Origin of the sequence: Agrobacterium sp. CFBP 3001, from assembly GCF_027871605.1 — a bacterium.
Classification (GTDB): domain Bacteria; phylum Pseudomonadota; class Alphaproteobacteria; order Rhizobiales; family Rhizobiaceae; genus Agrobacterium; species Agrobacterium leguminum.
Genome location: NZ_JAQAHD010000017.1, coordinates 42,781 through 55,019, shown reverse-complemented (window position 1 = coordinate 55,019; position 12,239 = coordinate 42,781). Strand labels below are relative to the sequence as shown.

Below are 12,239 nucleotides of genomic sequence, written 5' to 3'. Positions count from 1 at the left end.
TGGCGATCAGTAGTTGAGCGTGGCCGTCACCGTATCGGTATAGACGCCGACCGCGGGTGTCGTCTGGGCAGGAACGCGCCCATAGACCGTGAATGTCTGCGGCGCCCCGGTTCCGGTTCCCGTTTGCCGGTCCGTTCCCACGGTGTTCCCCCACACCGTGCTATGTGCCGCAGTCGTATAAAGCGAGTAGGAAATGGTCGCACCCGCAGGCGATGTCATCAGACGGTTGGCGACCGTCGCTCCAGAGCCGGCGCCGGCGCTGAGACCCAGGCTGAAGGGCGTGCTGGCCGTGCATTGCACGACAATATTGCTGGTCGCATCGATATTGCTGCCGATCACACCATTGGTGCCGAAATTGAGGTTGCCGGCGGAATTGATCTGGCAGGCCGCCTGAATGGTGATCTGGACGTTGAAATTCGTCGTGGCGACCTGCGCGACGCCCGATGCCGGTGTAAGGACCAGTGCCGCAAATGATAATAAATAGCCTGATGCTGCAAACTTCATGCTGCCTCCCCAAGCTGCTGCGCTGCTGATTTTCCGATGCGCAACATGGAATTACTCCAATAACGGGTAATTAGAATAATCTAATACTCGCGCCGATTTGGTTAATAAATCCTTAATGGGGGAGGCCTAAAAAACCACTGGCTGAAATGCAGTGCGCGCCACAATCAAAAGTGTCGCGACGTGGTTGCAAAGCACAGGATCGACGCTAAATCCCGTCTACGAGTTTTTTACTGAAATGCGACATCTTGTCAGCCGGCCCCGGTTGGCGTACTCGAAATCGATAGAAACCCGGGCCGATCAACAGTACCGTTCGGTGACGCTGCGTTCGGCTCCATAGACATCATGACGTTGGGATTGCGATGAACCTTTACTTGGATTACCTGGCTGAAATCAAAAGCAGAGAACCACAGGGTCTCGCGCCCAAGCCGATCGATGACGGTGCACTGACCGCCGAAATCATTGAACTGATCAAGGATGCAGGCAGCGAACACCGCGCCGATGCCCTGAAGTTTTTCATCTATAACACATTGCCGGGAACCACGAGCGCCGCCGGCGTGAAGGCTGCGTTTCTGAAGCAGATCATCCTCGGCGACGTCATCGTCCCTGAGATCACTCCGACCTTTGCGCTGGAACTGCTGTCGCACATGAAGGGCGGCCCGTCGATCAAGGTGCTGCTCGACATTGCGCTCGGCAACGATGCCGCAATCGCCACCAAGGCGGGTGAAGTGCTGAAGACCCAGGTCTTCCTTTACGATGCCGACATGTTCCGCCTGCGGGATGCCTACAAGGCCGGCAACGCCATCGCCAAGGCCGTGCTGGAAAGCTACGCCAAGGCCGAATTCTTCACCAAGCTTCCGGATGTCGAAGACGAGATCAAGATCGTCACCTTCATCGCCGCCGAAGGCGATATTTCCACCGACCTCCTGTCTCCCGGCAATCAGGCGCATTCGCGCTCCGACCGCCAGCTGCACGGCCAGTGTATGATCTCGCCGGAAGCGCAGGCGCAAATCGTCGCGCTGCAGAAGCAGCACCCCGACAAGCGGGTGATGATGATCGCCGAAAAGGGCACGATGGGCGTTGGCTCCTCGCGCATGTCGGGCGTCAATAACGTGGCGCTGTGGACCGGCAAGCAGGCCAGCCCCTACGTGCCCTTCGTCAACTATGCCCCCATCGTTGCGGGCACCAACGGCATTTCGCCGATTTTCGCCACCACCGTCGACGTGACGGGTGGCATCGGCGTCAATCTGAAGAACTGGGTGAAGAAGCTCGGTGAAGACGGCAAGCCGATCCTCAACAATGACGGCAACCCCATCCTCGAGCAGAAATATTCGGTCGAGACCGGCACGGTCCTCAAGATCGACGCCAAGAATCGCAAGCTGCGGGACGAAAACGGCACCGAGCTGGTCGACCTCGCTTCGTCCTTCACGCCCCAGAAGATGGAATTCATGAAGGCGGGCAGCTCTTACGCCATCGTCTTTGGCAAGAAGCTCCAGACTTTTGCCGCTGAAACGCTTGGCGTCGAGGCGACCCCTGTCTTTGCACCGAACAAGGAAATTTCGATCGAAGGCCAGGGCCTCACGGCCGTCGAGAAGATTTTTAACCGCAACGCCGTTGGCGTGACGCCTGGCAAGGTGTTGCACGCCGGCTCCGACGTTCGCGTCAAGGTCAACATCGTCGGCTCGCAGGATACGACCGGTCTGATGACCGCGCAGGAACTGGAAGCGATGGCGGCAACCGTCATTTCGCCGCTGGTGGACGGCGCCTATCAGTCCGGCTGCCACACGGCGTCCGTCTGGGACAAGAAGGCTCAGGCCAACACGCCGAAGCTCATGGCCTTCATGCACAATTTCGGCGTCATCACCGGCCGTGATCCGAAGGGCGTCTATCACTCCATGACAGACGTGATCCACAAGGTGCTGAACGACATCACCGTTGATGACCGGGCAATCATCATCGGCGGCGACAGCCACACCCGCATGTCCAAGGGCGTCGCCTTCGGTGCGGATTCCGGCACCGTCGCGCTTGCGCTCGCCACGGGTGAGGCGACCATGCCGATCCCGCAGTCGGTCAAGGTCACCTTCAAGGGAACGATGCAGCCCTACATGGACTTCCGCGACGTTGTGCACGCGACGCAGGCGCAGATGCTGCAGCAGCACGGCGACAACGTGTTCCAGGGCCGTATCATCGAAGTCCATCTCGGAACGCTGCTTGCCGACCAGGCTTTCACCTTCACCGACTGGACGGCCGAAATGAAGGCCAAGGCGTCGATCTGCATTTCCGAAGACGAAACGCTGATCGAGTCGCTGGAGATCGCCAAGTCGCGCATCCAGATCATGATCGACAAGGGCATGGACAATGCCGCACAGACGCTTAAAGGCCTGATTGCGAAGGCGGATCAGCGCATTGCGGAGATTCGTTCCGGTGAAGTTCCAGCATTGAAGCCTGACGCGAATGCGAAATATTTCGCTGAAGTCGTCGTCGATCTCGATGTCATCAACGAACCGATGATCGCCGATCCAGACGTCAACAACAACGACGTTTCGAGACGCTACACGCACGATACGATCCGTCCGGTTTCCTATTATGGCGCTACCAAGAAGGTCGATCTCGGCTTCGTGGGCTCGTGCATGGTGCACAAGGGCGACGTGAAGATCGTCGCGCAGATGCTGCGCAACATCGAAAAGACCGAAGGCAAGGTCGAATTCAAGGCTCCGCTCGTCGTTGCCGCGCCGACCTACAACATCATCGACGAGCTGAAGGCGGAAGGGGATTGGGAAATCCTGCAGAAATATTCCGGCTTCGAATTCGATGATATCAATCCGAAGACAACGAACCGGACCGAATACGAAAACATCCTCTATTTGGAGCGCCCGGGCTGCAACCTGTGCATGGGCAACCAGGAAAAGGCGGCGAAGGGTGACACGGTTCTGGCAACCTCGACGCGTCTCTTCCAGGGCCGTGTCGTTGAAGACAGTGCCGAAAAGAAAGGTGAATCGCTTCTGGCCTCGACACCGGTCGTGGTGCTGTCCGCCATTCTCGGCCGTACGCCGAGCATCGAGGAGTATCGTTCCGCCGTCGAGGGCATCGACCTGACGAAGTTCGCTCCGCCGAAGACGACGCCGATCGATTCCCAGTCGGTGCATTACTGAGATCGTGATTATCGCCGTGTTGGGCTATAGGCTCCGCGATGGCGATGCACTGAAAACGCCGAATGAACGTGGACAGCGGGGAGCAATCCCCGCTGTTTTTTATGGGTGGCGGTGCTGCGACCCGACCATTGGAGACTGGCGACATGTCTCGGCTTGGCCTTCGCCTCTTTTTGCGGTAACCAGACTGAATGATAAAAGCATCGAGTATCACCTGCATCTAGCTCCCGCCGCAGCGCGAGGAGCATCGAGCGAAAAGCCGACAGGCTTGGCGCTCGGCGTCGGCTTGTCTGAAGGCAAGCGAATGCGAACATATGCAGTGAGATTACTACAATGGAAAATTACTTCGAAAGCCCGTTCCGGGGCATCACGCTTGACAAGCAGGTCAAGAATCCGAACCTCGTGGTCGGGAAATACAGCTATTATTCCGGCTATTATCACGGCCACAGTTTTGAGGATTGCGCCCGTTATCTGCTGCCGGATGAAGGCGCGGACAGGCTGGTGATCGGAAGCTTCTGCTCGATCGGTTCGGGCGCCGCCTTCATCATTGCCGGCAATCAGGGCCATCGCAACGAGTGGATCAGCACCTTCCCGTTCTTCTTCATGCCGGAGGTGCCGGAATTCGAGAATGCCGGCAACGGTTATCTGCCGGCGGGCGATACCGTCATCGGCAACGATGTCTGGATAGGCTCGGAAGCGATCATCATGCCCGGCATCACGGTCGGCGATGGCGCCGTGATCGGAACGCGGGCGCTGGTGACGAAGAATGTCGAACCCTATGCCATCGTCGGCGGCAATCCCGCAAAAACGATCCGAAAGCGGTTCGATGACGACAGCATCGCCATGCTGCTCGAGATGAAATGGTGGGATTGGCCGGCGGCGCGGCTGAAGGCGGTAATGCCGCTCATGACCAGCGGCAATGTCGCCGAGCTTTATCGGTTCTGGCGATCCGATAAGCCGCAGCCGTAAAAATGCCCGGCCCGTTTCATCGAAGTGGGCCGGCGCTTTCGGGTGATATGCGGGCGAGCGGAAAGGTCTGCCCTGTTTCAGGGCGTCGTCGCAGGCTGGCGGCGATTTGTCATTGCCGTTCCGATGAAGGGTTGCCGTTCCTGCTCGGACCTCTGCTGCGCCTGGCGCAGATGAAGCAGGTCCTTGCGCGTAACGAGACCGACGAGACTATTCGAGGACTTGTCTACAATGGTGATCCTGCCCGTGTCGGCGCTGAGCATCAGGTCGGCGATCAAGCCAACGGGGTCGTTTTCGTGCGCAACCGGGATTTCGCGGTCAGCCAGCCTGTCGGCCAATGTTTCTTCGCCGCCATGCGGCTCCTGTTGCCAGGAGAGAATGTCTGCCCGCGACACAAGCCCCACCAGCGTTCCCTCGGGCTGTACCACCGGATATGTCCGGTGCGTTTCCTGCGAGCCGGTGAAGAATGAAATCGCCTGCGATACCGTCATCCCGGCAGGCAGCGTGTCGACCTTGCGGATCATGATCTCGGACGCACGGGTGAGCTCAAAGGAATCGATCGCATATTCGCGCGTGATGTGCTGGCCGCGCCGGGCGATCTTTTCCGTGAGGATCGAGCGCCGCATCAAAAGGACGGTGACGGAATAGGCGGCCACGGTGGAGATCATGAGCGGGATCGCGGTGCTGAGATCGCCAGTGATCTCAATCGCGAAGAAGATCCCGGTCAGCGGTGCGCGCATTGTCCCACCCATCATGGCGGCCATGCCGAGCAACGCCCAGAGGGCGGGCTCGCCGGGCAGGAATGTCCCTGTCAGATAACCCGCCGATCCGCCGAGGATGAGAAGCGGCGCGAGCACACCGCCGGATGTGCCCGAGGACAGGGCGATGAGCCAGATTCCCGACTTGACCAGAAGAATGGTGAGGACGGCCTGAGCGGCAATATGGTTGTCGAGAAGGTCGGCAATAATGTCGTAACCGACGCCGAGCGCTCTTGGCTCCATCAGGCCGCCGAGGCCGACGGCGAGGCCGCCGAGCGCCGGCCACCACATCCAGTGGATGGGGAGCTTTTCGAAAAGATCTTCGATCTTGTAGAGCAATATAGTCATCAATCCCGACTGCAGGCCGGCGAGCACGCCGATCAGGACGCAGGGTGCAAGCCCCCACCATGGCAGGTCATAAGCGAAATCCGTAGGAAATAGCGGACCGGTGCCGAAATAGAACGGCCGCCAGGTAATCGAAACCGCAGCAGCGACTGCAACCGGTATGAAGCTTCTCGGCTTCCACTCGAATAGCAGGAGTTCGACCGCGAGCATGACAGCGGCGATCGGCGAACCGAAGATCGCCGTCATGCCGGCGGCGGCGCCTGCCACAAGCAGGGTTTTGCGTTCCGCGCTGCTCATGTGGAAACATTGCGCAAAGAGAGAGCCGATCGAGCCGCCCGTCATGATGATCGGGCCTTCCGCGCCGAAGGGCCCGCCGCTACCGATCGAAATGGCAGACGAGAGAGGCTTCAGGAGCGCCACTTTCGGGGACATACGGCTGCCGCCGATGAGGATCGCCTCGATCGCTTCCGGAATGCCGTGCCCCCGGATTTTTTCCGAACCGAAACGGGCCATCAGCCCGATGACGATACCGCCAAGAACCGGCGCCACGACCATCCATAGGGACGGATGTATGTCTGCGAAACTGACCTCGTGCGTGCTGAACCTGCCAAGCCAGACAGTGTTGGTAACAAGCTGGATGAGGCTGACCAGAAGCCATGCGGCAAAGGCCCCGAGCGAGCCGACGATGCAAGCCATGGCGATCAGCAGCAGCACGCGTTTGTCCGTCGTGAAATCACCGGCTTGCCGCCTTGGAAAACCGCTATCGAATTGACTTGATCTGGAGGGTGAAGAGGCTTGGGTCAACGGCTTATCCTTGGGTGCGCGAAAATAGTGGCGCGATAAATATGTCGTAATACGATATAAATCAATGGATTTGTAATCTCTCAAAATATCCGGCGATTTTCATTCGCGGATAGTCGGACTAAAGAAGAATGAGAGGCGACCAGGATAAGGGCTTGCGAAATATGACATTGCCGACCCAATCGGAATATGAGGCGCTTGCCGTCTTTCGCCACACGCTTAAGAAATTCATGGATTTCAGCACCTCGGCCGCTCAGGCGGCGGGCCTGCCGCCGCAGCAGCATCAGGCGCTTCTGGCCATCAAGGGCTTGCCGGCGGGCGAGGTCATGACGGTGGGGCTACTTGCGGAACGGCTGCTGATCGCGCCCCATTCGGCAACCGAGCTCGCCGGTCGTCTGTTAAGCGGCGGCCTCATCACGCGCGAACCAGACCCTGCCGATCGCCGCCGTCAGACGTTACAGCTGACGGAAAAGGCCGAGCAGGTCATGGCGCATCTGAGCACGATCCATCTCAAGGAAATCCGCGAAACGGCGCCGCAGCTGATTGCCATATTGAGCGAGCTTGGAAACGTGGAAAAGACTTAGACGCAGACATGTATGTCGCCCGGGGCGCCGAGCTTGGCCTGCGCCCCTGGGCTCTGATCAGGACAGATGATGCGGCTTCTGAAGGCCGTAAACGGGCGTTTTAAGGCCCACCTGTCTCGCCTTGAGCTGGAGCGAGAGATATTGCGAATAGTGCCGCGATTGATGCAGATTGCCGCCGTGGAACCACAGCGCCTGCTGTTGTGTCGGCTTCCACATGTTGCGCTGCTCGCCTTCCCATGGGCCGGGATCCTTGGTGGTGTCGGAACCGAGGCCCCAGCATTTGCCCACCTTGTTCGCCACTTCACGCGAAATGAGATCGGCGGCCCAGCCATTCATCGAACCATAGCCGGTCGCATAGACCACCAGATCGGCAGGCAGTTCCGTGCCGTCCTTCAGCACCACGGCATTCTCCGTCAGATGCGAGACGTCGACACCGGATCTGAGTTTGATCGAGCCGTCGATCACGAGGTCACAGGCCCCGACATCGATGTAATAACCCGATCCACGCCGCAGATATTTCATGAACAGGCCGGATTCGTCATCGCCGAAATCGAGCATGAAACCGGCTTTCTCAAGCGCGGCATAAAAATCGGCATCCTGTTCGCGAATGCGATCGTAAACGGGAACCTGAAACTCATGCATTATCCTGTAGGGCAGGGAGGCGAAGATGAGGTCGGCCTTGCGCGTCGTCATGCCGTTTGCCACTGCCCGCTCGGAATAGAGATCGCCGAGCCCGATATCCATTAGCGAGTCCGATTTGACGATATGGGTGGAGGACCGCTGCAGCATGGTGACATCGGCGCCGGCTTCCCAGAGCGCTGCGCAGATATCATGCGCCGAGTTGTTGGAGCCGATCACCACGACCTTTCTGCCGGCATAGGCGTCCGGACCCGGATGCTGCGAGGAATGCTGCTGCTCGCCCTTGAAGACATCCTGTCCGGGGAGTTTCGGGATATTCGCCTTGCCGGACATTCCTGTCGCCAGCACCAGCTGTTTCGGCCGCAGTACGACCTCCTTGCCCGCCCGGTCGACAATCACTGTCCACTCGCCCGTCGCGTCGTCATATTGTGCCGACCTGCACGTGGTGGAGCCCCAATAATTCAGCTCCATCACCTTGGTGTACATTTCCAGCCAGTCACCTACCTTGTCTTTCGGCGTGAAGACGGGCCAGTTTTCCGGGAAGGGAATGTAGGGCAGGTGATCGTACCAGACGGGGTCATGCAGGCAGAGCGATTTGTAGCGCTTGCGCCAGCTGTCGCCGGGCCGCTCATTTTTCTCGATGATGATCGCCGGCACACCAAGCTGGCGAAGACGCGCGCCGAGTGCAATGCCGCCCTGTCCGCCGCCGATGATGACGACATAGGGCTGCTCCGAATAGCCGAGTTCGGTGGCTTCGGCTTCGCGTTTTTCCTTCCAGGTCCGGCGGTTGCGGTCGTGGCCGTGCTCCGCGCCCATCGGACGGCGGATACCCTTTGGTTCCTCATGGCCCTTCAGTTCGCTCATGGTGGTGAGCAATGTCCAGATCAGCCCGTCCTTCAGGCGGATGTGGCCGTAACCGCGGGCGACACCGGTCTCGAACTCGAACCAGCCTTCGGTGACGCCATCGCCTTCCGAGGCTTGCTCCTTCACATCCTGCACCAAGCCCGAGGGTTTGATGGCGGAAAGCTGGCTCGTCAGCATGTCGCGGATTTGCTCACGGCCTTCCAGTGTCTTCAGGTTCCAGGTGAAGGTCACGAGGTCGCGCCAGTAACAATCGGCCTGAAACAGGTTGACGGCGGCGTCTATGTCTCCATTTTCCAGCGCATTGCCGAGCTTGGAAAGAACCGTGTCGATTTTGGTGGCGGGACTGACATCAAGCATATTCATCTCCTCCATGGTGCTTGGTCTGATGGTGGAGCGGCGAAGTCGCCGCCCCGAAAGCCAACGGCTCCCGCATACCGGGCTCCTTTTCCCGGCATGCGGAGGCGGAAAGCCTATTTTGAAAGATCGATCAGGATCTTCAGATGAGTGCCGGCGGGGTCGAGCAGGGCATCGAAGCCCTCCGACACGGCCGTATCGAGCGTGATGCGTTTGGTAACGATCTTCGTTGCCGGCAGCAGGCCGGAGGCGATGAGCCGGATGACGCGGGGCCAGTAATGGGTCGGATAGGCCCACGAGCCCTTGATCTCAAGGTCGCGGAATGTCACCTGGAACCAGTCGATCGGGTTTTCATGCGGATGCAGGCCGGTCTGGACGACGACGCCCTGTTTGCGCACCGCATCGACGCAGGCCTTGAGCGCATGTTCATTGCCTACGCATTCAATGGCGACATCGCAGCCGACCTTGCCTTCCGTTGCCGCGCGCACGACATCACCGACATTGTCGCGCTTCGGGTTGATAGTGATGACGTCGGGGACGATGCTGCGGGCAAGCTCAAGGCGGGCGTCATTGAGATCGGACACGAAGAGCTGGGCAGCGCCGGCCGCACGCGCGGCCAGAAGCGTGAGCATGCCGATCGGGCCGGCGCCCGTGACCAGAACGCTGTTGCCGGCGGTGACGCCGCCGCGGTCGCAGGCATAGACCGCAACCGCTGAGGGTTCAACGAGTGCGGCCTCTTCATCGGTCATCTCGTCGGGAATCTTCTGAACGTTATATTCGTTGACGAGTGCTGCCTGCGCCATGCCGCCGCCGTCCCAGCTGAGACCGACCAACGCCAACTGCGTGCTCAGATGGAAGAGGCCACGGTCGGCGAAATAGTCACCGGATCGCGGCATGACGAGCGGCTGGATCGAGACGCGATCACCGACGCCGACCGAGGTGACGCCTTCGCCGATGGCCTCCACGACACCGCCGAATTCGTGACCGAGAATTTGCGGGCCATGGGCGCCGGTAAAGGGGTGCGGTCCGGTGGGGATGAAGATCGGACCGTAACTATATTCATGCAGATCGGTGCCGCAGATGCCGACGAACCGGTTGCGGACGAGAACCTGTCCCGGCCCCGGCCGTTTCGGCTCGGGAATGTCTTCGATCCGCAGGTCCCTGGCTGCATGAAATCTGAGCGCGCGCATGTTTTCTCCTCGATGGCTCCTGATGCCGGAGAAGGTGCAATGCCCGTGCCAGCACGGTTTGCCGTACCGGAAGCCCGAAATTGCGGGGGTTTACCAGAGTGAAGGTTTTATACAGCGCCACAGCTGTGGCGCGACAGCCGTGGCGCATGCCTCACTTTTTCTAGTGAGGCTTTCCGATGCCGAGGCGTCGCATTCGCCGGTGCATGGTGGTGCGGTCGATGCCAAGCCGGCGCGCGGCCTCCGACACATTGCCGTTGCAGGCGGCCAGAAGCGCGCCGAGATCGGCACCGCGACTGTCGATCATGGGGGCTGACGTTGCGGAGGCCAGATGATCGGGAAGATCTTCAGCCGTAATCACCCCGTCATCGCAAAGGGCGGCGGCAAAGGCTATCGCATTGTCCAGCTCGCGGATATTGCCGGGCCAGCGATGGCCAAGGATCGACATCCGGGCGGCGTTGGAGAGCGTCAGGGGACGACCCGGCAGCCCATGTTTTTCCAGAAACCTATCGAGGAGCCAGGGGAAGTCGTCGCGCTCGCAAAGCGCCGGCAAGGTCAGCACGGCCGCATTCAGGCGGTAGTAGAGATCTTCGCGGAAATCACCTGTCCGTACCATGTCGCTCAACGGGCGGTGCGATGCGGAAATCACCCTGAAATCGACCTTCTGGGGGGTGGAGCCACCGACGGGCAGAATCTCGCCTTCGGCCAGCACCCGCAAAAGGCGGCTTTGTGCCGCAAACGGCATGTCGCCGATTTCGTCGAGGAAAAGCGTTCCGCCTTGTGCCTCTTCCACCAGCCCCTTGCGTCCTTTTGCCAGCGCGCCCGTGAAGGCTCCCGGCAGATAACCGAACAATTCGCTCTCGATCAGCTGTTCGGGAATGGCGGCGCAATTGACGGCGACGAAGCGGCCGGAAACGCCGCTGGCGTCATGAATGATGCGGGCGAGATGTTCCTTGCCGGTTCCGGTCTGGCCCTGCAGCAGGATCGACAGTTTTGCGGGCGCCAGTTTTTCCACCTTGCGCCTGAGGTTTCGAACCGCCGGCCCATCGCCGCCGATCTCTTCCATGACCGGCTGGGATTTTGGACGGGCAAGCGGCACGGTCGACCGGTGTTGTTGCGGTTCGATCGCGTGCGCATACAGCACAGTGCCGTCCTTCACGACGATGCGCCTCTCCTGCGGCAGGCTTGATCGGGTGAGGGAGGCGAGTTCATCGAAGCCGGCCTCGAAAAACGCCTCTACCCGCTCCCCGAGGAGGCGTTCCGGCAGGCGCCAGTCAAGCCCGCGCGATGCGGCGAGAAGGCGGGCGGCGGCGTGCGTCATGCCCGTTATGCGGCCGGAGCCATCGACGGACAGGGCCGCTTCGGGGTCGACATCCAGAAATTCGGGCGCGCCAGCAAAGCGCAGCACGAGATCATGGCGGCTGCTGGCCATCAGATTTGCAAGTTCGATCCTTCGCACGGTCGATGAAACCAGATGGCGCGCCATGTTCTGGCTCGTCTTGAGGATGGGGGAACTCAGCAGCGAAATATCGAGTACGGCGGTGAGTGCGCCCTGGGTATCGTAGATCGGGGCGGCGGTACAGGAAAGCGGCGTATGCGTCACATCAAAATGATCGGTCTGGTGGATCGTCAGCGCTTCGCCGGTGGCGATGCAGGCGCCGACAGCGCAGGTGCCGGCGCGCGGTTCCGACCACTCCGAGCCTAGGTAAAGCCCGGCCTTGCGCAGATTGTTGTTAAATGACGGGTCGCCCAGAAACTCGACCGTCACCCCCTGCTGATCCGACAGAAGAAGAACGTAATTCTGCTCGGCCACCTGCCGATACAGCCGCTCCAGGCCGGAACGGGCGATGTGGACGAGGTCTTCAGCCCGCTGGCGATGCTCGCGCAGGCATGTTTCGGAAACGATGACGGCTTCGCGGGCCTTGGCCGGATCAAGCTGATAGGTGTCGAGACAACGCCGCCAGGATTCGAGCACCACCGCATCCCGACCGGTATTCCTGCCCTGTCCGACGTGCTCGATTTCCTTGATGTGATCCGAAAAACCCATAAATCACCGGCCCTCGACAGCCGCCTCCCGTGATTTTTCCGGCG

The 12,239-nt window shown here is 60.0% G+C and carries 8 protein-coding genes; 3 read left to right on the top strand and 5 right to left on the bottom strand.

Annotated features, from left to right (window positions below):
• Positions 1–6: 6 nt before the first annotated feature.
• Positions 7–504 carry a Csu type fimbrial protein gene (locus PH605_RS19255; RefSeq protein WP_065657727.1) on the bottom strand — a complete coding sequence of 166 codons (498 nt, stop codon included), beginning with the start codon at positions 502–504 and terminating at the stop codon, positions 7–9.
• A gap of 359 nt (positions 505–863) precedes the next feature.
• Between PH605_RS19255 and PH605_RS19250 the strand changes: the two genes are divergently transcribed.
• Together PH605_RS19250 and catB are read left to right on the top strand one after the other, a co-directional pair.
• On the top strand, positions 864–3,653 hold the full coding sequence (locus tag PH605_RS19250) for a bifunctional aconitate hydratase 2/2-methylisocitrate dehydratase (RefSeq protein ID WP_142845756.1): 2,790 nt from the start codon (positions 864–866) through the stop codon (positions 3,651–3,653).
• A 330-nt stretch (positions 3,654–3,983) separates the two neighbouring features.
• Positions 3,984–4,619: a type B chloramphenicol O-acetyltransferase gene (catB, locus tag PH605_RS19245; RefSeq protein WP_142845757.1), complete on the top strand. Its 636-nt coding sequence runs from the start codon at positions 3,984–3,986 to the stop codon at positions 4,617–4,619.
• 77 nt (positions 4,620–4,696) lie between these two features.
• Here catB and PH605_RS19240 read toward each other — a convergent pair whose 3' ends face one another.
• Positions 4,697–6,523: a chloride channel protein gene (locus PH605_RS19240; RefSeq protein WP_237680939.1), complete on the bottom strand. Its 1,827-nt coding sequence runs from the start codon at positions 6,521–6,523 to the stop codon at positions 4,697–4,699.
• Between the two features lie 161 nt (positions 6,524–6,684).
• Here PH605_RS19240 and PH605_RS19235 point away from each other — a divergent pair, with 161 nt between their 5' ends.
• A complete protein-coding gene (locus PH605_RS19235) occupies positions 6,685–7,104 on the top strand; it encodes a MarR family winged helix-turn-helix transcriptional regulator (RefSeq protein WP_142845758.1) in 420 nt (139 codons plus the stop codon).
• Between the two features lie 57 nt (positions 7,105–7,161).
• On the opposite strand, the gene PH605_RS19230 is transcribed toward PH605_RS19235, so the two are convergent.
• The 3 genes from PH605_RS19230 to PH605_RS19220 all read right to left on the bottom strand — a co-directional run bounded on the left by PH605_RS19230 (position 7,162) and on the right by PH605_RS19220 (position 12,195).
• Positions 7,162–8,964, bottom strand: coding sequence for an NAD(P)/FAD-dependent oxidoreductase (locus PH605_RS19230; protein ID WP_142845759.1), 1,803 nt, complete (start codon positions 8,962–8,964; stop codon positions 7,162–7,164).
• 113 nt (positions 8,965–9,077) lie between these two features.
• Positions 9,078–10,151: a 2,3-butanediol dehydrogenase gene (locus tag PH605_RS19225; RefSeq protein WP_142845760.1), complete on the bottom strand. Its 1,074-nt coding sequence runs from the start codon at positions 10,149–10,151 to the stop codon at positions 9,078–9,080.
• Positions 10,152–10,311: 160 nt separating this feature from the next.
• Positions 10,312–12,195, bottom strand: coding sequence for a sigma-54-dependent Fis family transcriptional regulator (locus PH605_RS19220; protein WP_142845761.1), 1,884 nt, complete (start codon positions 12,193–12,195; stop codon positions 10,312–10,314).
• Between the last annotated feature and the right edge of the window lie 44 nt (positions 12,196–12,239).